Genomic DNA, 23048 nt, shown 5'->3' on the forward strand with positions numbered 1-23048 from the left:
CTGACACGATCAACGAGGACAAGTCATGTCGAATACGAACGCAACCCGGACCAGCACGGCCGAACTCCAGCAACTGGTGGCCGCCGGCCGCTGGCACGTTGTCGAAACCGTCGCCAAAGCCAAGGCGGGTCACATCGGCGGCCCGCTCTCGGCCATGGACCTGCTGGTGTCGCTCTACTTCAATGAGCTCGCCATCGACCCCCAACAACCGGACGATCCAACGAGGGACCGTTTCATCCTGTCCAAAGGTCACTGCGCGATCGGGCTCTACGCCGTGCTGGCACTCCGCGGCTACTTTCCCCTCGAGGAACTGGCTACCTTCGATCAGGGCGGTTCCCGACTCCAAGGGCACCCGGACATGAAACTCACACCGGGGGTCGACTCGTCCAGCGGGTCGCTGGGCCAGGGCCTTTCGGCGGGGGCAGGGATGGCTATGGCGGCCAAGCAGCTCGGGGCCGGATTCCACACTTGGGTGATGCTGGGCGACGGAGAGCTGGAAGAGGGAATGGTATGGGAGGCAGTCCACACAGCCCGGCGCTTCAAGCTGGATAACCTCACCGCAATCATCGACTTGAACGGCCTCCAACAATACGGGTGGCCGGTGACCGAAGACGGCGACCGCTTCGACCGCTCAAACCCGTGGGCAGGGGTGGACCTTGAGGGCGTCTTCAATGGTTTCGGGTGGAATGTGGTCAGCATCAACGGACACGATTTCAATGAGATCCAGGGAGCCTTCGACCAGGTCCGCACGGCCCGTGGTTCGGGCAAGCCGACCGTGATCCTTGCAAAGACCATCAAGGGCAAGGGCATCTCCTTTACGGAGGGAACCTACAAGTGGCACAACGGGGTTGCCACCCCGGAACAGCTGGCCATTGCCGCTGCAGAACTCGGCCAGTCATTCGAAGGAGAAGCAAAGTGAAAGCACAACGCGATGTCTGGGGCCAGACCCTGGTGGACCTTGCCCGCAGCGACAACCGGGTGGCCCTGGTTGACGGCGACCTGGCCACCTCCACCAAGGCCGACCTGTTCGCAGACGCATTCCCGGACCGCTTTTTTGAGATCGGCATCGCCGAGCAGAACATGGTAGGTGTGGCCTTTGGCCTATCAACGCTTGGTTACAGGCCCTGGCTGTCCACTTTCGGAGTCTTCCTGACCCACCGTGCCCTGGACCCTATCCGTATGCTCGTGTCCCAAACCGGTGCACCCGTGAAGATTGCGGCTTCCTATGCGGGCCTCCTCAACGGCAGCAGCGGCAAAACGCACCAGGACATCGAAGATCTCGCGATCATGCGGGCCATGCCCGGCATGACGGTCATCGCCCCTGCCGACGCGGCGGAAGCGGAGGCAGCGATCCGGTGGGCGGCGGACTACGACGGTCCGGTCTATCTCCGTCTCGCCCGCGACGCGGTGGCCGACGTCTTCGATCCCGGCCACGCCTTTACCCCCGGAGAAGTTCATGTACTGCGCGAAGGAAGCGACGCCATTCTGGTGTCCACGGGTGTTCAGACTTCGCGGGTGATGGATGCCGCAGGGCTCTTGACCGAACAAGGACTCGAAGTCCGCGTCGTCCACGTTCCCTGTCTAAAACCCGTCGACGAAGCCGCTCTCCTGTCCGCACTCTCCGGACCGGCACCGACCTTCACGATCGAAGAGCACAGCATCATAGGAGGCCTTGGTGGCTTGGTAAGCGAGTTGGTAACCAGCACCACCTTGGGAAAAACCGTCACCCGATTGGGTTTGGCGGATTCCTGGTCCGAGTCGGCCCCCAATGCCTACCTGCTGGACAAGTACGGCCTATCAGCCCAGAGGGTGGCCGAGCAGGTCCGGCACGCCTTGGCTGACGACTAGCCGCAGGTGCAAACAGCATGAGCAGCCTCACGCACAGAACCACCCGCGGCGGTCTGGTCTACCGGTCCCGTGGTGGCGACCACCCCGTCACGACCGCCCCACCCAGGTTGCGCCAGCAGCGGGTGGTGACGCTGACGCCGTCGCCCGTTGTTGACCGCGTGTACTTTTTCAGGGACCTGGTTCCCGGTAAGGTCAACCGTGCGACCGCCGTCGAGGAGGGCTTGGGCGGCAACGGCATCAACGTTGCGCGCACCCTCAATCTGGCAGGCAACCCCACCATGGCCGTGATCCCTGCCAGCGAAGCGGACAGGACCAAGGCTGCACTTCTGCAGTCGGTGTCGGCCCCGGTTTCAACCGTTCCCGTTTCCACGTCCTTCCGGGTCAACACGGTGCTGGTGGACTCCCGAGGCACCACAACCAATGCGAACCAGCGCCCCGGAATGCTGCCCCTGGGGGAATGGCGGTCCATCTGCGAAGCGACGCTGCGGGAGGTCCTGGCATTGGATGCCGACTGGCTTGTGGTTGCAGGTGCCCTGCCGGTCACGGAGGACGGCCAACCGGCCGATCTTGATTGGCTCCTTCGTCAGGCGCGGGCTGTCGGCACCAAGATTTGTTTGGACGTCAACGGCCCCGATCTGAGCCGCTGGGCCGCAACAGGCCTCGTTGATCTGGTCAAACCCAACGTTCCCGAGCTTGAAGCGTTTTCCGGAAGGAAACTGACAACAGTCGGCGACGTAGTCCGTGCGGCCGAAGCGCTCCGGCGGGCCGGCGTCGGGGCGGTCCTGGCCAGCATGGGGGCGGACGGGCTCATTGGATCTGGACCCGACGGTGTTCTCTGGGCCCGGGCGCCAAGGACCCCGGTGGTCAATACAACAGGCGCCGGAGACGCCGCCCTGGCCGGATTCCTGAGCGAGGCCTGCTCGGAACCCGAAGGCCCGAACGGGCCGCGCAACCGTGCGTGGTCTTTCTCGAAAGCGCTGGCCAGGTCCGCTGCCTGGGGCGCCCTGGCCGTGGCACGTACAACGACGGCACTCGGCAGCCTCTCCGGCGCGCCGGCGGTGCCAGTCCAAGACCCTGAAGAAGACTTCCGCCTTGGCGTGGCCTAAGGCGCAACCGATGTCACAAAGGAGCACATTATGAAACCACGTACTGCCCTGATCACCGGTGGCGCCCAAGGAATAGGCGCCCGTGCAGCGCATACCCTGGCCGCAAGGGGCTGGCGTGTACTGTTAGCCGACCTCAACGAGGGGGCCGCCAAAGATCTCGCCGAGGAACTCAACCGCATAGCACCAACGTACGCACCCCATCTCGGTTTCGGCGTGGATGTAGCGGACGAGACCAGCGTGGAAGGCCTCTTTGCCTCTGTGGCCCAGGAGACCGCCGGTTTGGACGGCCTGGTCAACTGCGCCGGCAACATCCTCCGGCAACCCGCTGAAGAGCTGGACATCGCCCAGTGGCGGCGTCTTTTGGACATCCATCTGACGGGTTCCATGCTGATGGCGAAGACCGGCTTTACACTGCTGAAAGCCAGCCGCGGTTCGATCGTGAACATCGCCTCAGTGGGCTCCACGTTCGGGCTCCCGGGCCGCTCTGCCTATTCCACGGCGAAGACCGGAATGCTGGGCCTGACCCGGACCCTCGCCGTTGAATGGGGTAAGCATGGAATCCGCGTCAATGCGGTGGCTCCAGGCTATGTGAACACCGAAATGGTCCGCAGCGGCTTACGGAACGGCACACTCAGCGAGCAGACCCTCCTGGGACGCACGCCGCTGGGCCGGTTGGCGGAACCATCGGAAATCGCCTCCGTGATTGCTTTCCTGCTGTCCCCGGACGCATCGTTCATTCACGGCGAAGTGGTCAAGGTAGACGGCGGGCTTACCATCGACGGGACATTCGACTGACTGACCATACAAGAGGGCCGCAGCCACCGGGCTTCCCGGGAGCTGCGGCCTTTTACGTTTGCGGCGCGGTCCAGACTACTTCAAGGCACGACGGCGACCTTGGGGGAGGCGCCCCTGCCCACCTTTTCGAAGGCACCAGCAATATCGGCGAGCGGGACGGTCTCAACCATCAGCTCCCCTAAGTCCGGGTGCGCTTGCAGAACTGCCAGCGCCAGTTCATAGTCAGGCCGGTGTGAGCTGTAGCTCGTGATGATGTCGAGTTCCTTCCGCACGGCATCGTTGGCTGCGAGCACGGGCGGCTCTCCATAGAGGGCCACCATCACCAAGCGGCCTCGCACAGGCAGTTCCCTTACGGCATCATCCAGGGCGGCAGACGCGCCGGCGGCCTCAATCCAGACCGTGGGCCTGAAACTTCCGGGCACTGATTCCACCAAGTCCAACCCGAGCCGGGCCGCGAGGCGCGCACGATCAGCGACGTCACGCGCCGTACCCTTCAGGAGGACGCGGGCCCCAAGATATCCGCACACCAGAGCTGCCAGAATGCCGATCGTTCCTGGCCCGCTGACCACCACGGCGTCTTCTGAGGTGATCCTGCCTCTGCTGGCGACGGCGCGAGCGGCAACGGACAGTGGCTCGGTGAGAACTGCCGTTTTGGACGGGACTCCTGGGGGCACGGCCAGCAACTGGGAAGCCGGGATCCGGACGTAGGCCGCGGCACCGCCGTCGCGCGTTAAGCCCAAGGTGACCTTTCCGTCGCAGCCGTTCGCGTAGTCCTCCAAGCACGAAGGGCAGTCCCCACACCCCGACTGGGCGATCGCGGTGACCCTGTCCCCCGCCGCAAAACCTTGCCCATCGCGGACCACAGTTCCCACAATCTCGTGGCCCAAAGTGGTGCCGCAGGGCACCCAGTCATAGCCGTCGTCGCCATTCCAGATGTGAAGATCGGACCCGCACAATCCGCAGTATTGGGTGCGGACAAGAACCTCGCCCGCACCGGGCGCGAGCAGGTCCTTCATGCCAACGGTGACGCTGTGAGGGGCTGTCGATGATCGGACGGCGGCAGGCGCTGATGCCGGTAAGTTCACTGTTTTCCTTCCGGAATGCGGCAGTTCCCGGGGGCCTGGGGCACCGCCGGGAACTGTCCGTGTATCTGATGAGCGGAGTTATTGGATCTGGTCCAAGGGCTTGCCGGAGTTGTTCTTCCACTTCAGGACCACAACGGTGGAAATGGCTGCTACGGCGATGACGTAGAGATTGAAGACCCAGCCGATATCGATCGAGTTGAGCCAGGTGCTGAGGTAGGACGCGGTGCCGCCGCAAATGGCGACGCCCAGGGAGATGGACACTCCGAAGATGCGGGTGCGGTATCGGGTGGGGATCTGTTCCGAGATAGCAGCCGGCTTGGAACCAGTGATAAAGGCGACCAACAAGAGCCCTGCGGTCTGTGCGACAAGCAACGTCCACGGCTCGCTGCTCATCAAACCCCACAGCGGGAAAACGGTGGCCGCGATGCCCACGAGCGAGATCAGCGTAGTGACCTTGCGGCCCCAGTGGTCGGAAATCCAACCCGAGACAGGGAGGAACAGGATGTAGACCACCTGGGCGACGGCACTCATCACAAAGGCCTGGCCTGGGTCCATGCCCTTGACTCCGATTGCGTAAATGGCTGCCGAGGTAACCCAGGTGTAGTAGGTCAAGGTTGCCCCGGCCTCATACAGGAACAGCTTAACGCCGGCGGCAACCACTTGCTTCTTGCTCCACGCTGGCGCTGCATCGGCTTCGGGAGCACCCGCTACGTGTTCGCTTTCCATCATGCCCCGGCGCAGCCATAGCGCTGCGACAGCCAACAGGGCGCCTGCTGCGAACGGAATTCTCCATCCCCACTCCATCATCTCCGGCTTGCTGAACACACCCGTCAGCATGGCCATGAAGAAGGTGGCGAGCAGGGAACCCGACCCCACGGCGATAAAGACCGAGCTCGACCACAGGCCGCGCCGCTTCGGCGGCGCGATCTCCGCGATGTAGGCATAGGACGTCGTCGACTCGCCACCGTGGGCAAAGCCTTGGATAAGACGGGCCAGCAAAAGGAGCAGGGATGCCCAGCTCCCGATCGCGGCGTAAGACGGGATCAGGGCGATGCCGAGACTGGCCCCTGCCATCAGGAACATGGTGGTCAGCAGGACCTTGCGCCTGCCCAATTTGTCGGCCAACGGGCCGAAGACCAGCCCGCCAATGGGCCGCATGAGGAAGCCGACGGCGAAAACGGCCAGGGTGCTCAGCAGCGCCGACATGGGATTTCCGGAGTCGAAGAGGCTGCCGGCGATGTAGACCGAGGCAACGGTGTAGATGGTCCAGTCGAACCATTCCAGCAGGTTGCCTACTCCGGTGGCGAGCAAGGATTTGCGCTGTAGACGCAGCCGCTCGGGGCTGATCCCCTGCTGGGCTGCGTTCTGCTCAACAATCGTCATTGAATGCTCCCGCGTTGGGAAGCCACGTTAGGTGGCTTGGACTCGGTAGTGACCCGGCCACGATGTGCTGCCCCTCTGGGCGAGGCAGAATCGGCCGGGATGTGGGCCGGAAGGCTCACTTTCTGCAATCAACATCACCATGCGGACAAAATGTCTGTCAAGTGATAATTTAGAAAAATGGCAGGAAGGCCCCGCCTCCCAGCCCAATTCCCGAACAAGAAAACGCCAAACCAGGCGCAAGGAGGACCCATGGACACGAATCTTGAGGGCAGAGTAGCCCTTGTTACCGGAGCAAGCAGCGGTATTGGCGCCAGCGTGGTCCGCCGGCTCCTCACGGCCGGCGCCCGGGTGCACGGGGTGGCACGTCGACAGGAAGCCCTCAACGAAGTCAGTCCTGGACACCTCGCCGACGGCCGCTTTGTGGCACACGCCTTGGACGTCTCCGACACTGCTGGCGCCCGGAGCCTCGCAGCACATTTGGCGGAATCCGACCCCATCGACATCCTTGTCTGCGCCGCAGGGACCAACGTTCCGCGCCGGCGGGTAGCAGAGCTCACGGATGAGAGCTTCGACCAGATCATGAAAACCAACGTCTACGGTGTCTTCACGCTGCTCTCGGCAACGCTTGACCAGTTGCGCGAACGTCAAGGGGACGTGGTCATCATTTCCAGCATCGCCGCGAGCTGGCCGGACCACAGCGGCGCCGCTTACGGCGCGTCCAAAGCCGCGCTGCTGGGCCTGGCACGAGGAGCCTCGCGGGATGAGCACGGCAACGGCATCCGCGTGTGCAGCATCCTGCCGGGCATCGTGGACACCCCCATCCTGGACCTTCGTCCGAGCCCGCCGCCGCGTGAAGTCCGCGATTGGGCCATCCACCCTGACGACATCGCGGAGGCGGTCCACTGCGCCGTGAGTCTGCCACCCCGGACCAACATCGCCGAAATCAGCGTTGTGGCCACCCGGCTGCAGTCCCTGAGCAACACACAGGCGGCCACCCCTGAACTTCCGGCCTCCATGCGGAGCTAAGGCAAAAGGGCCGCCCACCTCAGCGGGCGGCCCTTTACTACTCCACCGTGACCGATTTGGCGAGGTTGCGTGGCTGGTCAACGTCGAGTCCCTTTTCAGCGGCAAGGCCTGCAGCAAAGAGCTGAAGCGGAACCGTGGTCAGCAAGGGCGCCAGCAGCGGTGACGACCCCGGCACAGCAATTACCTCGTCCGCCCATTCCGCAACAACCCCGTCCTCTTCCTCCGCCACGGCAATCACCCATCCACCGCGTGCTTTGACCTCCTGGATGGTGGACATGACCTTCGCGTGAAGAAGGCTGCTGTGCCTCAGCGAGGGAACAATGACGATGACCGGCTGACCCTCATCGATCAGGGCGATCGCGCCATGCTTCAGCTCGCCCGCCGCGAACCCCTCGGCATGGATGTACGCGAGCTCCTTGAGCTTGAGGGCGCCCTCCAAAGCCACCGGGAATCCAACATGCCGCCCAATGAAGAGTACGGATGTTGCCTCCCGCAAGTCTGCGGCCAAGGCATTGATCCGGCCCGCACGGTCGAGCGTGCGCTGGATCAGGTCCGGGATGCTCCGCAACTCCTTGGCCACGGCAAAGGTTTCCTCCCGCAATGCGCCGCCCCGAAGTTGGGCCAGGTACAGCGCCAGGAGGAGGTTGGCGGTGACCTGGGCAAGGAAGGCCTTGGTGGAAGCAACGGCAATTTCGGGTCCGGCGAGCGTATGGAGGACGCCGTTCGATTCACGGGCAATCGTCGATCCTTGCGTGTTGCAGATGGACAGCACCACGGCGCCCTGCTCCCGGGCGTAACGGACCGCCATCAAGGTGTCCATGGTTTCTCCGGACTGCGATATGGCCACCACCAGCGTCCGCGCATCGAGCATGGGCGTGCGGTATCGGAATTCGTGGGCGAGATCGACTTCGACCGGTATCCGGCACCAGCGCTCGATTGCGTATTTGGCGATCTGCCCGCCGTAGGATGCCGTACCGCAGGCAACCACCACCACCCTGTTGATCCCGGCGAACGTGGACTCCTCGATGCCCAACCCATCCAGTCGGACAGATCCGTCAATGCCGATGCGGTCCTGGATGGTCCGGCGGACAGCTTCGGGCTGCTCCAGCATTTCCTTGGCCATAAAGGAAGCATGGCCGCCCTTGGATGCTGCCACGGGGTCCCAGTCCACTGCCACTTCGGTGACCTGCACCGGTACGCCGTCGAAGTCGGTCGCCGCCACGGTGTCCGCGGTGACGGCGACAACCTGGTCCTGGCCCAGCTCAACGGCACGCCTGGTAAATTCACCAAAGGCCGCGACGTCGGAGCCCAGGAAGTTTTCGCCGTCCCCAATTCCGACGACGAGCGGCGAGTTGCGCCGTGCGGCCACCACCAGCCCGGGATGCCCCGCATGGACTGCCAGGAGCGTGAAGGAACCTTCCAACTGCCGGCACACGCTGCGCATGGCGCCAACGAGCAGGTCATCACTGTCATCGACGGCGACCGGCCCGCGGTCATCGACTGCGGACCGGTACGCCTGCGCGAGCAGGGCGGCAGCCACCTCGGTATCCGTCTCAGAGGAAAAGACATGCCCCTCGCCGGAGAGCGACAGCCTCAAGGCTGCAGCGTTCTCGATGATCCCGTTGTGAATCACTGCCAGCCGTCCCCGATCAGCAAGGTGGGGGTGGGCATTGGCGTCCGTCGGGGCGCCATGGGTCGCCCAACGGGTGTGCCCAATTGCAACCTCACCGCCCGGAACCGGCGATTCATCGATTAACGCAGCGAGGTTGCCGATCTTCCCGGCCTTCTTGCGGATATGGACCCCGCCTGCCGATTGAACGGCGATGCCCGACGAGTCGTACCCCCTGTACTCAAGGCGGCGCAAGCCGCCCATGACCACATCCAGGGCACGTTGCCGGTGAGCTTGAACTGAGTCGGACCTGCCGACGTAACCAACGATTCCACACATGGGCCCAGCCTAGCCGAGCTTGGAAATTTCTTCCAAGCTATATTGATTGGTAGAAAATTCCTGCTAAGGTTGTGATCAACACCACCCCCTCCCCAACACCCAGCAGAGAGTTCTCTCGACAGAAAGGCCTCGAAATGACCGCTCGTACACAACGGCGTGGAATGACAGCCAAGGCAGCCGCCTTCATCGCCGCGGCCGGCCTCACGGCAAGCCTGGCCGCTTGCTCCTCCTCCGCAGCCGAGTCCAAGCCACTCGTAGGGCTCATCACCAAGACCGATGACAACCCCTACTACGTGAAGATGCGTGAGGGTGCCGAGAAGAAGGCAGCGGAATTGGGCTTCGACCTTCAGTCCCTCTCCGGCCAGGGCCAGAGCGACAACGACTCGCAGGTCAAGGCGATCGAGAATCTTGTAGCCCGTGGCGCCAAGGGCATCATGATTGCCCCCTCAGACTCTGAAGCGATCCTCCCCGCCATCAAGAAGGCCCGGGACGCAGGAGTCTTCGTGGCAGTCCTCGACTCCCCCACTAACCCGACAGATGCTGCCGACGCGACGTTCGCGACCGACAATTTCCAGGCCGGCGTATTGATCGGGCAATGGGCCGCAGCGCAGTTTGCCAACAAACCCGCAAGGATCGCCATGCTGGACCTCAGCCCGGCGCAGGTTGCCGTGGATGTCCAGCGAAACCAGGGATTCCTGCAGGGGTTCGGCGTGGATGTCGCGGACAAGAACAAGATAGGCGACGAAAAGGACCCCCGGATCGTGGGGCATGAAGTCACCAACGCAAACGAGGCCGGCGGCCGGGCTGCCATGGAGAAGCTCCTCCAAAGGGACCGCACCATCAACCTCGTCTACACCATCAACGAGCCTGCCGCGGCAGGCGCCTACTCCTCCATCAAGGCCGCCGGCTTGGAAGGGCAGGTCACGGTGGTTTCCATCGACGGCGGCTGCCCGGGCGTCAATGACGTCAAGGCCGGGGCAATCGGCGCCACGTCCATGCAGTTCCCCATCAAGATGGCCAGCGACGCGCTCCAAGCCATCAGCGGTTACCTGGAGGACGGCACCAAGCCCGCCACCACGGATGGCCTCGATTTCACCAACACGGGCGTCACGCTCATCACGGACAAAGCCGCACCCGGTGTCACTTCCGAACCCACTTCCTGGGGCCTGGAGAACTGCTGGGGCTAAAGCCAGGCAGCCAGACCACACCGTTCATTGAACAGCGAAGGTACAACAATGAAGTCAGTATCCGCGACCCCCGGCAGCCCGGCGCCTGCCAAGAACGCCGAGGCACCGGCCCAACGCAGGGTCGGCGAGCGCCTTGATGACCAGCCACCCGTCCCGTTGCTCGGGAAGATCCAGCGCCAACTGCACGCCCACCCCCTCCTGGGGCCGACGGCCGTCCTGATCCTCGCTTGCGTCGTCTTCACCGCGATGGTGGGCCCACGGTTCATCGATCCCCTCAACGTCTCGCTCATCCTCCAGCAGGTCCAGATCATCGGCATGGTGGGCATCGCACAAACGCTCATCATCCTGACAGCCGGCATCGACCTTTCCGTCGCCGCCGTTATGGTCTTCACCACCGTCATCTCCGGCAAGCTGGCCGCCGAAGCCGGGCTTCCCGCCGTCGTCGCGCTGGTTATTGCGTTGGCGACGGGTGCTGCCTGCGGTTTCCTCAACGGCATCCTGGTGACGCGTTTCCGTGTCCCGCCGTTCATCTCCACCTTGGGAACGCTCAGCATCTTCACGGCCTTGAACCTGCTGGCTTCAGGCAGCCAGACCATCAAGGCCAACGTCCTGCCGGACTTGCTGCTGTGGCCGGGCGAAACGTTCCGGGTCCTCGGAGCACCGGTCACATACGGGTCCATCCTGGTGTTGCTGAGCTTCGTCGCTGTTGCGTTCATCCTCAAGCGCACCGCGTGGGGCGAGCACATCTACGCAGTAGGCGACAACGCCGAAGGAGCCCGGCTCAGCGGCATACGCACCACTCGCGTACTGCTCAGCGTCTACGTCGTGGCGGGGATCATTTGCGCCATTGCAGGCTGGTTGCTCATCGGCCGCGTCGGATCCGTCAGCCCCTTCTCAGGAGAAGGCGTCAACCTCGCCAGCATCACTGCTGTGGTCATCGGAGGAACCAGCCTCTTCGGTGGCCGCGGGAACGTCCTTGGCACCCTCCTGGGCGCCCTCATCATCGGGGTCTTCAGTAACGGCCTGACCCTGGCAGGCGTCGACGTCCTTTGGCAGGTATTCACTACAGGAGTGCTGGTCATCGTCGCCGTCGGGCTGGACCAGTGGACCCGAAAGGTCGCAGGATGACTTCGAACCCAACCCTCACCACGCAGCCTATCCTCCAGGCACGGAACCTCGTGAAGCGGTACGGTCACGTCACCGCCCTGGCAGGCGCCGACCTGACCCTCTACCCCGGCGAAGTCCTGGCAGTGATCGGCGATAACGGTGCCGGTAAATCCTCCCTCATCAAGGCGCTCTCCGGTGCGCTGATCCCGGACGAAGGCGAAATCCAGGTTGATGGCACCACGCAGAAGTTCCGTTCGCCCTTGGACGCCCGCAGCGCTGGCATCGAAACGGTCTATCAACACCTCGCCCTGGCCCCGGCACGTGACATCGCCGCGAACCTCTTCCTTGGCCGCGAAATCCGGAAGCCCGGCCCGCTGGGATGGGGACTGCGGATGCTGGACCACAAGAAAATGCGCAGTGAAACCGCCCGGATCATGGGCGACCTGGGGCTGCTGACCATCCAGAACATCGGCCAAGCGGTCGAGACGCTCTCCGGAGGCCAACGCCAAGGGGTGGCCGTTGCCCGCGCGGCAGCATTCGGCAGCCGCGTGATCATTATGGACGAGCCCACAGCCGCCTTGGGCGTCAAGGAATCAGGCAAAGTTCTGGACCTGATCGCGGGCATCCGGGACCGCGGCATCCCCGTCATCCTTATCAGCCACGACATGCCCCACGTCTTCGAAGTAGCGGACAGGATCCATGTCCAACGGCTGGGCCGCCGCATCGCCTGCGTCCAGAAAACGGACATCACCATGAACGACGCTGTGTCGCTGATGACCGGTGCGCAAACACCGCCCGAGGGGCACGATCCCGAAGCACTCCCAGCCCGGCTGGCCGTCCGATGAACGCTTACTTCACTGTTCGTGCCGAAAGTGACGGGCCCGACGTCGGGCATCTCACCCAAGCAGCCGACGACGACGGCCGCCTCCGCTTCTGGTGGCTTGGCCAAGCGGGCTTCGCCTTTGAATATGCCGGGCGGCGAATCCTGCTGGACCCGTACCTTTCGGACAGCCTTGCAAAGAAGTACGCCGGAACCCTGTTCCCGCACACGCGGCTCCAGCCAGTGCCCGTGGACCCGGCGGAGGTGCGCGGTGTGGAAGCCGTGCTGCACAGCCACGCCCACACGGACCATTTGGACCCGGACACGGTCGCCGGCCTGCTGGCGCACAACTCCCCCGTGTTCGTGGCGCCCAGGGCACGGCGCGAGGTCGCCTTGGCCCGGCACGTTCCCGAGGACCGGCTGCGTGCCGTCACCGCCCGGGACGTAGTGGACCTCGGCGACGGCGTGACCGTCACGGCCGTACCGGCAGCCCATGAAGAGCTCGAAGTCGACGCCAACGGCGATTCGGTCTTCCTCGGCTACATCCTGGACATCGCCGGCCTGCGGATCTACCACTCCGGCGACTGCGTCCCTTATGAGGGTCAAGCGGAACTACTCCGTAGCCACGCCGTGGACCTTGCCCTGCTGCCCATCAACGGACGCGACAAGCACAGGCTGCAGAACGGCGTTCCCGGCAATTTCACAGTTCACGAAGCAGCGGCCCTCTGCAAGCAGGCGGCGATTCCCGCCGTCGTTGGCCACCACTTCGGCTTGTTCGACTTCAATACGGTGTCCCGCGAGGAAGCCGCCCGCGAACTTGGCGAGGTGGCCGGTGACCTGCAATGGACCCTCCCCGATGTGGGCCCATGCCACGTCATCGAGTCCGCCCACCACGCCGCACAGCTGGAAGGACGCTGACATGGACCTCGAAAGATCGCTCCGTGGACTTCGGATCGTACCCGTCATCGAAATCGCCGACGCCGCCGATGCTGTCCCCTTGGGGCAAACGCTGGTGGAGGCCGGACTGCCGGTAGCTGAAGTGACCTTCAGGACACCGGCCGCGGCCGAGGCCATTGCACGCATGGTACGTGAGGTGCCCGGATTGCTGGCAGGTGCCGGCACGGTCCTTTCCGAGGCGGATGTGGACGCAGCCGTCGACGCCGGCGCCCACTTCCTGGTCTCGCCGGGGACGAATCCCGCGGTGGTTGGCAGGGCACAGGCGGCAGGCGTGCCGATCATTCCCGGGGTCACCTCACCCACGGAAATTGAAGCCGCACGGGCCCTCGGCCTCCGTTTGCTCAAGCTTTTTCCTGCCGAAGCCGTGGGCGGGCTGCCGCTCGTCAAAGCGTTTGCCGCGCCCTATCCGGATGTCACGTTCATGCCCACGGGTGGCATCACCGCCTCAACAGTGGAGGCCTGGCTGGAGGCGCCCAACGTGGCCGCTTGCGGCGGTTCCTGGATCGCCACGAAGGCCGACATCTCCGGCCGGCGCTGGGACGACATCCGCAGCAAAGCCAGCCAGGCCGTGCGCCTGGCATCCCCTTCAGTGGCGTCCTCCTGACGGCCACCGATCCCATCAAAACCACCTATTACAAGGAGAACCACAATGAGTGAAACATACGTCCCCCAGAACGGCGTGGCGCTGAGCGGCAAGGTCGCAATCGTCAGCGGCGCGGCATCCGGCATCGGCGAGGCCGTGGCCCGCATCTTCGCTGCCAACGAGAGCAACGTCCTGTTGGTGGACATCGACGAGGAACGCCTGGACAAGGTCACCGCCAGCATCCGCGGCTACGGCCGCGGCGAAGTCCACTCCATCCTGGCCGACGTCACCGACGAGCAGTCCGTGATCGACCTCTTCGCCTGGGCCAAGACCAACTGGGGCAGCGTGGACCTCCTGGTGAACAGCGCCGGCCGCGACTCCCTCGCCCCGCCCGTCACGGACGTCAGCCTGGACGAGTGGAACAAGACCCTGAACCCGAACCTGACCGCCGTGTTCCTGATGTGCCGCGAAGCGTTCCGCATCATGGAGAAGCAGGAGAACGGTGGACGCATCATCAACATGGGTTCCTCGTCGGCCCGCGTCGCTTCCGGCCCGGGCCACAGCCCCTACCGTGCGTCCAAGCACGGCCTCATGGGTTTCAGCAAGAACATCCTGCTGGAAGGCAAGGACAAGAAGATCGGCGTCACGGTCATCAACCCGTCCCATGTGAAGACCCCCATGACCGAAATCATCGACAAGGGACTTTACGACGGCGATGTTCCCGCCTACATCGACGGCTGGCTGGACAAGAAGGAAATCGAGGAAGGCATCCACGCCAGCTGCATCGAGGTGGACAACGTCGCCGAGATCACCCTTTACGTGGCAACCCGGACACCGGACGTCACCATTCCGCAGATCGCCCTGTACCCCACCCACAAGGCACACCGCTACGGCATGGAGGTCTAGCCTGTCATGAAGGCTGCCATTCTCAATGGACTCAATGACCTGGAGTACCAGGACATCCCTGAGCCCGAGCCTGTAGGCGAGGACCCCGTCCTGGTGCGCGTCGGCGCCGTCGGGGTTTGTGGTTCCGACGTGCTGCGCTACGGCCACGGCAAGGCGTACCACTATCCGCTGGTGCTCGGCCACGAGTTCTCCGCGATCGTGGAGGAAGCCCCCACGGACTCCGGGCTCAGGCCCGGTGACCGCGCTGCAGTCTTTCCCCTGCTGCACCAGCACGGGGACCCGATGTCCGAAATCGGTGAACACGCCCTGGGCACCGGGTACGACTACTTCGGCTCCCGACGGCACGGTGCCATGTCCGAACGGATGTGGGTACCGGCCAAGAGCATCTTCCGTGTCCCGGAAAATACTCCCTTGACGCACGCAGCCATGGTGGAGCCGGCAGGCGTAGCCCTGCACGCCATGCTCAAACTGGACATCCCTACCCACGCCACGGCCTTGGTGATCGGAGCAGGTCCCATTGGTGCCTTGGCGGCCCAGTGGCTCAGGATCCTGGGGTGTTCACGGGTGCTTGTGGCCGATATCGATGACCGGAAACTGGAGATCATGTCCGGGCTGGGGTTCGATGTCCTCGACGCGAGGACCGGCGACACCGCCGACCTCGCACGGGCTGCCACCGACGGCTGGGGACCGCAGATCACCGTGGAAGCCACCGGGAACCCGAAGGCACTGGTCCAGGCCATCGACGCCGCTTCCGTCCAGGGGCAGGTAGTGCTGCTCGGTGACTTGAGCGGGGACCTCCACTTGGCCAAGGCGGAGGTATCCTCCCTGCTGCGCCGGGAACTGCGCCTCTACGGGACGTGGAACGCCAAAGTGACCCCCAAGGGCCACAGTGAGTGGGACATGGTTATCGCGCATCTGGGCAAAGACCTGAAAGTGGAGGAGCTCATCAGCCACGTCCGTCCCTTGAAAGAGGCCCCGGGACTTTTCCGGCAACTCACCGACCGCTCCATTTGGTACAACAAGGTGCTGTTCGCGGTCTCCGAAGAAGCGCAGGAGGAGGTGCGGTCACAGTGAAGGCTGCAAGGCTCCACTCCGCCGGCACCATCACTGTGGACGAGGTTGACCGTCCGGTGGCCGGACCCGGTGACATTGTCATCAAGGTCCGCGCGGCATCCATTTGCGGTACGGACCGCCGCATCGCCACCAACGGCCACTTCAAGCTTCCGGAAGGAACGCCGAGGGTCCTCGGCCACGAGTTTGCCGGCGACATCGTCTCGGCCGGGGATGAAGTTGCCGGTTATGCCGTGGGCGACAGGGTCAGTGTCACCCCCAACGTAGGTTGCGGACGCTGCGCGAGCTGCCTGGTGGGACTCAACAACATGTGCCCGTCCTACGAGGCATTCGGCATCACCATGGACGGTGGTTTCCAGGAATACGTCCTGATTCCGCGCTTCGCCATTGAACGCGGCAACGTCTTCCATCTTCCGGATACCGTGGATTATGCCGAGGCAGCCCTGGTGGAACCGCTGTCCTGCTGCTACAACGCCATCAGCAAGCTGGACGTCGGACCCGAAACCACCGTGCTGGTCATGGGAGCCGGGCCGATCGGGGCGTGCCACGTGATGCTGTCCAAGCTCTACGGCGCCGCCAAGGTCATCGTCTCCAACAACCGCCAGGCACGGCTCGACTTCGCAGGCTCCGTTGGGGCTGACGTCCTGGTCAACCTGGGCGAGCGCGAGCTGGCGTCCGTGGTGGCGGAAGAAACGTCCGGCCGGGGCGTGGACGTCGCACTGACGTGCGTTTCCAAACCGGAAGTCCAGGCTGAAGCGGTGGACCTGCTGGCCATGCACGGGCGGGTGAACTTCTTCGCCGGCCTCGGCAAGGCCCAGGGGGTTCCCGTGGATACCAACCGCGTCCACTACCAAGGCCTCACTTTGACGGGAACCACCGGCTCCAGCAACTCCGATTACGCCGCCTCGCTGCGGCTCGTCGGAGAAGGCCGGTTGAACCTCTCGCCACTGGTGACGGAGACCTTCACACTGGATGACATCGAGAAGGCCATGGACTACGCAGGATCGGGCGCGGGCATGAAAGCCATGATCCTTTTCGACTCGAAGTGAAGCGCGGGCCCACAGTTACCGCGCACGCAGAAACGGACATCTGATGACGACGAAGTACATCATGGCACTGGACTCCGGCACCACCGGAATCAGGTCAATCCTCTACAGCCAGGACCTTGAAATCGTGGGTGAAGCCAGCCAGGAGTTCACCCAGATCTATCCCAAGCCCGGCTGGGTGGAGCACGATCCCATCGAGATCTGGAACACCCAATTGGCCGTAGCCCGGCGGGCGACGGAGGCAGCGGGCATCGATCCGCGGGACATCGGCGCAATCGGTGTCACCAACCAACGCGAAACCACCGTGATCTGGGACCGAAGCACCGGCAAGCCCATCATGAACGCCATCGTGTGGCAAGACCGGCGCACGGCTGGGCTGTGCGATGAGCTGAAGGAGAAAGGCTTTGAAGAGTACGTCCGGACCACCACCGGCCTGGTGGTGGACGCCTACTTCTCCGGAACCAAGATCGCCTGGATCCTGGACAACGTTCCCGGCGCCCGGGCGCGCGCCGAGGCCGGAGAACTGTGCTTCGGCACCGTGGACAGCTGGCTGATCTGGAACCTCACCGGGGGCAAGGCCCACGTGACGGACTACTCCAACGCCGCACGGACCATGCTCTTCAACATCAACACCCTGGACTGGGACGACAAACTGTTGGACGAACTGGGGGTTCCACGGATGCTGCTCCCCCAGGTCCGGCCCAGCAGCGAAGTCTACGGCCACACCTGCGATGCGATCTTCGCGGGGGCCCGCATTCCCGTGGCTTCGGCCGTGGGTGACCAGCAGGCAGCCCTGTTCGGCCAGGCCTGCTTTGACCGTGGCATGGTCAAAGCCACCTACGGGACAGGAGCCAGCCTGGTGATGCACACCGGGGACGCGCCCGTCAGCTCAACCAACGGGATGCTCACCACCATCGCCTGGGGTTTGAACGGGAAGGTTGAGTACGCCCTGGAAGGCCTGATCTTTGTGGCTGCTGCCTCGATCCAGTGGTTGCGTGATGAGCTGCGCGTCATCTATGACTCGGCGGACAGCGAGTATGCCGCCATGCGCGTGGAGGACTCCGGCGGGGTCTACGTTGTTCCGGCGTTCACGGGAATGGCCGCGCCATATTGGGATCCCTATGCCCGTGGCGCGATCCTGGGCCTCACGCGGGGATCCAGCCGGAACCACATCATCCGGGCAACCCTGGAGTCCATCGCGTTCCAGATCAAGGACGTCATCAACTGCATGGAGACGGATGCGGGCATCCCGGTCTCCGAAATCCGGGTGGACGGAGGGGCCGTCCGCAACAACTTCCTGATGCAGTTCCAGGCGGACATGCTCAACGTCCGTGTGCTCCGCCCCCGGCAGGTGGAATCCACCGCGCGGGGCGCCGCCCTCCTGGCCGGGTTGGCGTGCGGAATATGGCACAGCCAGGACCAACTCCGCGAGACCTTTGCGCTGGACCGGGAATTCATTCCGGACATGGCGGAGGAGAAGCGGCAGAAGTTGTACTCCGGCTGGCAGCGCGCCGTAGCCCGTGCCTCCGACTGGGAAGAGCACTAGACCATTGACCACTGCACATCGAGGAGAGCACCACTATGTTGTTGCCCGCCACTGAACCCACCATGTACTTCGTGGGGGTCACCACCAAGCAATCATCCATCATGCGCGTCTTCCCGGCATGGGCCGAGGAACTGGGACTGTCCGCAGTCCTGAAGGGAATCGACCTCCCTCCGGGCGCACCGGCGCCCGACTACCAGGACGTTGTCCGGTTCCTCAAAACTGATCCCCTGTCGCTCGGCGCGCTGGTCACCACCCACAAGCTGGACATCGTCAGCGCAGCAAAGGAACACTTCGACGGCTTCGGTGAGGATGCACAGGTGCTGCACGAGATCAGCAGCATCTCCAAGAAGGACGGGAAGCTGTGGGGCAACGCCATGGACGCCGTCACCAGCGGGCTGTCCCTGGAAGCGATTGTTCCTGATGACTACTGGCAGGACAGCGGGGCCGAGCTGGTGTTGCTGGGGGCCGGTGGTTCATCCCTGGCCCTGACGTACTACCTGCACAAACGCGCAGGCGCAGGATTCCCGGTACCGGCCAAGATCACGGTGACCAACCGCCGGGCCAGCCGATTGGAGGAAATGCGGTCGATGCATGCCAAGCTCGGCAGCAACCTGCCCATCAGCTACGTCCAGGTGGCAGACGCTGCGGAGAACGACGCCGTGGTTTCCGCCGCTCCACCCGGCTCAGTGATCATCAATGCCACTGGCTTGGGGAAAGACCGGCCGGGCTCACCGCTCACGGACAAAGTGGTCTTCCCCCAGGACGCCGTTGCCTGGGACTTCAACTACCGGGGCGAGCTCGTGTTCCTGGACCAGGCCAACGCCCAACAACCCAGCCTGAACGTCCGGGTAGAAGACGGCTGGGTCTACTTCCTCCACGGGTGGACGCGCGTGATCGCCGACGTCTTCGCCATCGACATTCCAACCCGCGGACCGGTCTTCGACCGCTTGTCCGACATCGCACTGAACGTTTCCAAGAAGGAGATTTCCTCATGAGCACCACCGCCGCCAAGACAACTGCAGCTGAGACGACCGTCCAGGCAGTATTGACAGACTTCGACGTCAAGACCGGGCTGTCCACCGCGAAGGCACCGCTGCAACGCCGGCTCTCAGCCATGGCCAACATGTACGCGGACCAAGCCGCCGCTGCCGCACAGGTGGCCGAGGACGACGTCCTGGTCTATGAATTCTTCGACATGGGCGTTCCGTCCACGTCCGGTGACGTGGCCTACGGAACCAGCATCACCTACCCGGGCAAGGTGGGTGATGAGTACTACATGACCAAGGGCCACTTCCACGAGGTCTTGGACACCGCGGAGATCTACTACTGCCTGAGCGGCCATGGCTACATGCTGATGGAGAACCCCGAGGGCGACTGGCAGGCCGCGGAATTCACGCCAGGACAGGCAGTCTACGTTCCGCGCCGCTACGCCCATCGGAGCATCAACGTTTCGGCCACGGAGCCGCTGGTGACCTTCTTCGCCTTCCCGGGCCACGCCGGCCACGACTACGGGACCATCGAGACCAAAGGCTTCCGCAAATTGTGCGTCGAGCGGGACGGCAAGCCTGAGTTCATCGACAACCCGCGCTGGCAGGCCTGAGTGCCATGTCGCCGAACGTAACGCACGACGGCGGCCCTCGCCGGATTGCGGTGACCCCCCGTTCCATTTCGGACGGGGGGCACCCCGCCTTGCGGCAGCTCGAAAAGGCGGGATACGACGTCGTGTATCCCGCCCCGGGTGCCGTCCCCAACGAACAGCAGCTGCGCAGCGCGTTGCGCGGTTGCGTGGGCTATATCGCCGGGACGGAACGCCTGAGCGGCTCATTCCTGTCCGAATTCCCTGAGCTGAAGGCAATCTCCCGCAACGGAGTGGGGATCGATTCGATCGACGTCGACGCCGCCAAACGGCAAGGCATCAGCGTTCTGACCGCGCCCGGTGCCAATTCCCAGGGTGTCGCGGAACTGACCATCGCCCTCATGATGTCTGCGGTGCGAGGCATCCCGTGGCATGACGGTCAACTGAAGTCCGGGCAGTGGGCGCGACGCCCTGGCCGGGAAGTGTCGGGGCTAACGCTCGGCCTGCTCGGCTGCGGCCAGATCGGACGGCGGGTGGCCCTGATGGCGCTGGGGCTTGGGATGAAAGTGCTGGCTTTCGACGCCTACCCGTTGGAGTCCTTCCGACCTTCGGAGGAATTCGCCTGGGGTTCGCTGGACGACGTCCTGCGAACCTCCGACGTAGTTTCCCTCCACATGCCGCCGTCGGCGGAGCCGGTTATAGGGAAGGCCACTATCGGCTTGCTCAAACGCGGGGCAGGGATCATCAACACAGCCCGGGCTTCCCTGGTGGATGATGATTCAGTTCTGGCCGCCCTGGAATCGGGAGCCGTGGCGTTCCTCGCCACCGATGTTTTCGAAACCGAGCCTCCCGGCCGCACTCCCCTGGTGGGGCACCCGAATGTCATCGCGACCCCGCACATCGGTGGATACACTGGGGAAAGCGTTGACCGGGCCACCTGGGCTGCCGTGGACAACCTGCTTCAGGCCCTGGCCAACCAGCACTAGACCGGAGACTGCCACATGACGGAGACCTTTACCGACGGCGGACTGCTGCACCGGATTTCGGCGCGGCTGCCTTACCTTCCGCCGTCGCTCCGTCTTGTGGCGGAAGCTGTCCTGAAATCACCCGAACGCGCGCAGGCCATGACCATCACCGAACTGGCGCTGGCCGCTGGCGTTGGCGAATCGACCGTCTCGCGCTTCGTGCGCGAGCTGGGCGTGGACGGTTACAAGTCCCTGCTGCTGGGTTTGGCCGAAGCGGCCTTCATATCCAAGGCTGCCACCCAGGAGCAGCCTGCGGCGTCGGACGTTGTGTACGAGGGCGTCAACCGCGGTGACACCCCCGAGGACATCGTCGGCAAGGTTGAACGCAGCAGCATCCAGTCACTGAGGCGTACGGGACAGCGCCAGGACGTGGAAGCCATCCAGCGCGCCGTAGACATGATCGACGCCGCCAACACCTTGGTGTTCTGCTGCATGGGGTCCTCCAGCATCGCCGCCGAAGAGGCCGTGATGCGCTTCACCCGCGCAGGCAAGAAATGCATGCTCTACCGGGACACCACTATCCAGGTCATGCTCGCGACCATCCTTGCCCCGGGTGATCTCTTGATTGGTATCAGCGATTCGGGGCAAAGCACGCCCATCATCGAAGCGCTCCATCTGGCCCAACAACGTGGGGCGGCAACCCTGGCCATCACTGGCGCCGAAGGCTCTCCCCTGTTGGAGCACGCCGATATCGCACTGTTCACGGCTACGGCCCCGAGCGGCGGAGAACTCTACGGGGAGTCGGTCACCAGTAAATGGGGGCAGCTGCTGGTCATCGACATCCTCTACGCCGCCTACGCCACAAGGCACTATGACGCGACCGTCAAGAACCTTAAGGACACCTACCAGAGCAGCATCCGGCAATCGCGCCGGAGTTCGTAGCTCCCTCGGCACCTACTTCCAAGCCGCTACCCAAGCCAGCAGATCCCGCGATTCCAGGGATCCGCAAAAGGCATGGGCCAGCGGCTCCTGGCTTGCCATGTGTGGGACGGCGATGACTTTCATGCCTGCGGCCACCGCGGCCTTGGCGCCGGCCTCGGAATCCTCGAAGGCGACGCATTTCCCCGGGGCTGCACCCAACGCCTCCGCTGCGGCCAGGTAGACATCCGGGGCCGGCTTGGGTTGCGCCACCTCTTCAGCCGAAACAGTGGCCGTGAACTGTGATTCGAAGCCACTGCGGGAGATGGCCACGTCCAGGATGCGACGGGCCGAGTTGCTCGCGACTGCCAGCGGTACCTTCGCCCCCATCGCCTCCACGATTTCGCGGGCCCCGGGCATGGGGCGACCCGACTCCAGCACCAGGAGCTCATTGACATCCAACAGCTGCTTGATGACAGAGGCCGGCTCGGCACCCGCCCGCTGGGCCATGAGGGGCCCAATGCGGCTGGCAGGGAGACCAACCAATTGATGGCGCAGCTCCCTGTCCAAGGCTATACCGAGTTGGTCACACACCATTTCCTGTGTGCGGGTCCACAGCGATTCGGTGTCCATCAGGAGGCCGTCGCAATCGAAGATCACGGCATCCGGACGCCAGGAACCGAATGTCTCAAGGAAGGTGGAAAAGAATTGGTCACGGTGAGTTGGCATCCCGGCATAGGGATTCATCGTTGGCCCTCCCCCGACCGCGGACGCCACACCACCACGGCCTGCGAGCGGGGGCGCGGCCGCTGCCCGCGGGCAAGGCTGACCACGTCACCGGCAGCACCAGCTGCGAAAATCCGTGCATCCAAGGGGGTCCTGCGCCGTGAAAGCTCCTCAGTCAGTTCGGCAACCTTGAACTGCAAGGCCGCCACTTGGTTCTCGAGCTCCATAATGCGTTTGATGCCCTCCAAGGACACCCCCGACTGCGAGAGGCGCTGGACCTCCCGCAGTTTGTCCACGTCATGCTGGGAATAGCGGCGGGACTTGCCGGGGGCGCGGCTGGGCGAGACGATGCCCAGGCGGTCGTACTGGCGCAACGTCTGCGGATGCATGTCGGCAAGCTCCGCGGCGACGGAGATGACAAAGATCGGCTGGTTGACGTCGATTGCCAT

The 23048-nt window shown here is 64.0% G+C and carries 23 protein-coding genes; 18 read left to right on the top strand and 5 right to left on the bottom strand.

Annotated elements, in window-relative coordinates:
* Nucleotides 1-25: 25 nt before the first annotated feature.
* From ACUYMZ_RS18065 to ACUYMZ_RS18080, 4 genes are read left to right on the top strand one after another with little or no spacing between them, the layout of a single operon-like run.
* On the top strand, nucleotides 26-919 hold the full coding sequence (locus ACUYMZ_RS18065) for a transketolase (protein ID WP_481605024.1): 894 nt from the start codon (nucleotides 26-28) through the stop codon (nucleotides 917-919).
* On the top strand, nucleotides 916-1848 hold the full coding sequence (locus ACUYMZ_RS18070; protein WP_481605026.1) for a transketolase family protein: 933 nt from the start codon (nucleotides 916-918) through the stop codon (nucleotides 1846-1848). The genes ACUYMZ_RS18065 and ACUYMZ_RS18070 overlap by 4 nt, the downstream gene beginning before the upstream one ends.
* A 17-nt stretch (nucleotides 1849-1865) precedes the next feature.
* The gene (locus ACUYMZ_RS18075; RefSeq protein ID WP_481605028.1) at nucleotides 1866-2954 is read left to right on the top strand and encodes a 1-phosphofructokinase family hexose kinase; all 1089 of its coding nucleotides are present in this window, start codon (nucleotides 1866-1868) and stop codon (nucleotides 2952-2954) included.
* A 30-nt stretch (nucleotides 2955-2984) separates the two neighbouring features.
* Nucleotides 2985-3749: an SDR family NAD(P)-dependent oxidoreductase gene (locus tag ACUYMZ_RS18080; RefSeq protein WP_481605030.1), complete on the top strand. Its 765-nt coding sequence runs from the start codon at nucleotides 2985-2987 to the stop codon at nucleotides 3747-3749.
* 80 nt (nucleotides 3750-3829) lie between these two features.
* On the opposite strand, the gene ACUYMZ_RS18085 is transcribed toward ACUYMZ_RS18080, so the two are convergent.
* Both ACUYMZ_RS18085 and ACUYMZ_RS18090 read right to left on the bottom strand, forming a co-directional pair.
* Nucleotides 3830-4834 (bottom strand): alcohol dehydrogenase catalytic domain-containing protein, encoded by a 1005-nt coding sequence (locus ACUYMZ_RS18085; protein WP_426004291.1) that lies wholly within the window; start codon nucleotides 4832-4834, stop codon nucleotides 3830-3832.
* Nucleotides 4835-4912: 78 nt separating this feature from the next.
* A complete protein-coding gene (locus tag ACUYMZ_RS18090) occupies nucleotides 4913-6217 on the bottom strand; it encodes an MFS transporter (RefSeq protein ID WP_442424397.1) in 1305 nt (434 codons plus the stop codon).
* A gap of 249 nt (nucleotides 6218-6466) precedes the next feature.
* Between ACUYMZ_RS18090 and ACUYMZ_RS18095 the strand changes: the two genes are divergently transcribed.
* Nucleotides 6467-7243 (top strand): SDR family oxidoreductase, encoded by a 777-nt coding sequence (locus tag ACUYMZ_RS18095; RefSeq protein ID WP_426004293.1) that lies wholly within the window; start codon nucleotides 6467-6469, stop codon nucleotides 7241-7243.
* 37 nt (nucleotides 7244-7280) lie between these two features.
* On the opposite strand, the gene glmS is transcribed toward ACUYMZ_RS18095, so the two are convergent.
* The gene (gene glmS, locus ACUYMZ_RS18100; RefSeq protein ID WP_481605035.1) at nucleotides 7281-9191 is read right to left on the bottom strand and encodes a glutamine--fructose-6-phosphate transaminase (isomerizing); all 1911 of its coding nucleotides are present in this window, start codon (nucleotides 9189-9191) and stop codon (nucleotides 7281-7283) included.
* A 134-nt stretch (nucleotides 9192-9325) separates the two neighbouring features.
* Between glmS and ACUYMZ_RS18105 the strand changes: the two genes are divergently transcribed.
* The 13 genes from ACUYMZ_RS18105 to ACUYMZ_RS18165 are packed head-to-tail and all read left to right on the top strand — an operon-like array spanning nucleotide 9326 to nucleotide 21897.
* Entirely contained in the window at nucleotides 9326-10378 is a 1053-nt protein-coding gene (locus tag ACUYMZ_RS18105; RefSeq protein WP_426004295.1) for a substrate-binding domain-containing protein, read from the top strand.
* Nucleotides 10379-10426: 48 nt separating this feature from the next.
* Nucleotides 10427-11506, top strand: a complete 1080-nt coding sequence (locus ACUYMZ_RS18110; protein ID WP_481605039.1) for an ABC transporter permease — start codon at nucleotides 10427-10429, stop codon at nucleotides 11504-11506.
* Nucleotides 11503-12330, top strand: coding sequence for an ATP-binding cassette domain-containing protein (locus ACUYMZ_RS18115; RefSeq protein WP_426004296.1), 828 nt, complete (start codon nucleotides 11503-11505; stop codon nucleotides 12328-12330). The genes ACUYMZ_RS18110 and ACUYMZ_RS18115 overlap by 4 nt, the downstream gene beginning before the upstream one ends.
* On the top strand, nucleotides 12327-13223 hold the full coding sequence (locus tag ACUYMZ_RS18120) for an MBL fold metallo-hydrolase (protein WP_481605042.1): 897 nt from the start codon (nucleotides 12327-12329) through the stop codon (nucleotides 13221-13223). Before ACUYMZ_RS18115 ends, ACUYMZ_RS18120 begins: the two co-directional genes overlap by 4 nt.
* A gap of 1 nt (nucleotide 13224) precedes the next feature.
* On the top strand, nucleotides 13225-13866 hold the full coding sequence (gene eda, locus ACUYMZ_RS18125; protein ID WP_481605044.1) for a bifunctional 4-hydroxy-2-oxoglutarate aldolase/2-dehydro-3-deoxy-phosphogluconate aldolase: 642 nt from the start codon (nucleotides 13225-13227) through the stop codon (nucleotides 13864-13866).
* A 45-nt stretch (nucleotides 13867-13911) separates the two neighbouring features.
* Entirely contained in the window at nucleotides 13912-14751 is an 840-nt protein-coding gene (locus ACUYMZ_RS18130; protein ID WP_426004300.1) for an SDR family oxidoreductase, read from the top strand.
* A 6-nt stretch (nucleotides 14752-14757) separates the two neighbouring features.
* Nucleotides 14758-15825, top strand: coding sequence for a galactitol-1-phosphate 5-dehydrogenase (locus ACUYMZ_RS18135; protein ID WP_426004301.1), 1068 nt, complete (start codon nucleotides 14758-14760; stop codon nucleotides 15823-15825).
* Entirely contained in the window at nucleotides 15822-16871 is a 1050-nt protein-coding gene (locus ACUYMZ_RS18140) for a zinc-dependent dehydrogenase (protein WP_481605047.1), read from the top strand. Before ACUYMZ_RS18135 ends, ACUYMZ_RS18140 begins: the two co-directional genes overlap by 4 nt.
* A gap of 43 nt (nucleotides 16872-16914) precedes the next feature.
* Nucleotides 16915-18414, top strand: a complete 1500-nt coding sequence (glpK, locus tag ACUYMZ_RS18145) for a glycerol kinase GlpK (protein WP_426004303.1) — start codon at nucleotides 16915-16917, stop codon at nucleotides 18412-18414.
* Nucleotides 18415-18449: 35 nt separating this feature from the next.
* Nucleotides 18450-19409: a shikimate dehydrogenase family protein gene (locus ACUYMZ_RS18150; RefSeq protein ID WP_481605049.1), complete on the top strand. Its 960-nt coding sequence runs from the start codon at nucleotides 18450-18452 to the stop codon at nucleotides 19407-19409.
* Nucleotides 19406-20014: a glucose-6-phosphate isomerase gene (locus ACUYMZ_RS18155; RefSeq protein ID WP_426004306.1), complete on the top strand. Its 609-nt coding sequence runs from the start codon at nucleotides 19406-19408 to the stop codon at nucleotides 20012-20014. The genes ACUYMZ_RS18150 and ACUYMZ_RS18155 overlap by 4 nt, the downstream gene beginning before the upstream one ends.
* 5 nt (nucleotides 20015-20019) lie before the next feature.
* A complete protein-coding gene (locus ACUYMZ_RS18160) occupies nucleotides 20020-20976 on the top strand; it encodes a phosphoglycerate dehydrogenase (RefSeq protein WP_426004307.1) in 957 nt (318 codons plus the stop codon).
* A gap of 15 nt (nucleotides 20977-20991) precedes the next feature.
* Entirely contained in the window at nucleotides 20992-21897 is a 906-nt protein-coding gene (locus ACUYMZ_RS18165; protein ID WP_426004309.1) for a MurR/RpiR family transcriptional regulator, read from the top strand.
* Nucleotides 21898-21909: 12 nt separating this feature from the next.
* Here the strand turns inward: ACUYMZ_RS18165 and ACUYMZ_RS18170 are convergent, their stop codons facing one another.
* Nucleotides 21910-22602, bottom strand: a complete 693-nt coding sequence (locus ACUYMZ_RS18170) for an HAD family hydrolase (protein ID WP_481605052.1) — start codon at nucleotides 22600-22602, stop codon at nucleotides 21910-21912.
* A 14-nt stretch (nucleotides 22603-22616) separates the two neighbouring features.
* Entirely contained in the window at nucleotides 22617-23048 is a 432-nt protein-coding gene (locus ACUYMZ_RS18175) for a heat shock protein transcriptional repressor HspR (protein WP_426004311.1), read from the bottom strand.

This window comes from Arthrobacter sp. T572, assembly GCF_056780115.1.

Bases quoted from the DNA above. Each gene is read 5' to 3' on its own strand.
- ACUYMZ_RS18105 (WP_426004295.1), top strand. From the start codon at position 9,326: ATGACCGCTCGTACACAACGGCGTGGAATGACAGCCAAGGCAGCCGCC.
- ACUYMZ_RS18135 (WP_426004301.1), top strand. From the start codon at position 14,758: ATGAAGGCTGCCATTCTCAATGGACTCAATGACCTGGAGTACCAGGAC.
- ACUYMZ_RS18120 (WP_481605042.1), top strand. From the start codon at position 12,327: ATGAACGCTTACTTCACTGTTCGTGCCGAAAGTGACGGGCCCGACGTC.
- ACUYMZ_RS18175 (WP_426004311.1), bottom strand. From the start codon at position 23,048: ATGGCAATCGACGTCAACCAGCCGATCTTTGTCATCTCCGTCGCCGCG.
- glpK (WP_426004303.1), top strand. From the start codon at position 16,915: ATGACGACGAAGTACATCATGGCACTGGACTCCGGCACCACCGGAATC.
- ACUYMZ_RS18090 (WP_442424397.1), bottom strand. From the start codon at position 6,217: ATGACGATTGTTGAGCAGAACGCAGCCCAGCAGGGGATCAGCCCCGAG.
- ACUYMZ_RS18115 (WP_426004296.1), top strand. From the start codon at position 11,503: ATGACTTCGAACCCAACCCTCACCACGCAGCCTATCCTCCAGGCACGG.
- ACUYMZ_RS18160 (WP_426004307.1), top strand. From the start codon at position 20,020: ATGTCGCCGAACGTAACGCACGACGGCGGCCCTCGCCGGATTGCGGTG.
- ACUYMZ_RS18130 (WP_426004300.1), top strand. From the start codon at position 13,912: ATGAGTGAAACATACGTCCCCCAGAACGGCGTGGCGCTGAGCGGCAAG.
- ACUYMZ_RS18080 (WP_481605030.1), top strand. From the start codon at position 2,985: ATGAAACCACGTACTGCCCTGATCACCGGTGGCGCCCAAGGAATAGGC.
- ACUYMZ_RS18155 (WP_426004306.1), top strand. From the start codon at position 19,406: ATGAGCACCACCGCCGCCAAGACAACTGCAGCTGAGACGACCGTCCAG.
- ACUYMZ_RS18075 (WP_481605028.1), top strand. From the start codon at position 1,866: ATGAGCAGCCTCACGCACAGAACCACCCGCGGCGGTCTGGTCTACCGG.
- eda (WP_481605044.1), top strand. From the start codon at position 13,225: ATGGACCTCGAAAGATCGCTCCGTGGACTTCGGATCGTACCCGTCATC.
- ACUYMZ_RS18165 (WP_426004309.1), top strand. From the start codon at position 20,992: ATGACGGAGACCTTTACCGACGGCGGACTGCTGCACCGGATTTCGGCG.
- ACUYMZ_RS18065 (WP_481605024.1), top strand. From the start codon at position 26: ATGTCGAATACGAACGCAACCCGGACCAGCACGGCCGAACTCCAGCAA.
- ACUYMZ_RS18170 (WP_481605052.1), bottom strand. From the start codon at position 22,602: ATGCCAACTCACCGTGACCAATTCTTTTCCACCTTCCTTGAGACATTC.
- ACUYMZ_RS18095 (WP_426004293.1), top strand. From the start codon at position 6,467: ATGGACACGAATCTTGAGGGCAGAGTAGCCCTTGTTACCGGAGCAAGC.
- glmS (WP_481605035.1), bottom strand. From the start codon at position 9,191: ATGTGTGGAATCGTTGGTTACGTCGGCAGGTCCGACTCAGTTCAAGCT.
- ACUYMZ_RS18150 (WP_481605049.1), top strand. From the start codon at position 18,450: ATGTTGTTGCCCGCCACTGAACCCACCATGTACTTCGTGGGGGTCACC.
- ACUYMZ_RS18110 (WP_481605039.1), top strand. From the start codon at position 10,427: ATGAAGTCAGTATCCGCGACCCCCGGCAGCCCGGCGCCTGCCAAGAAC.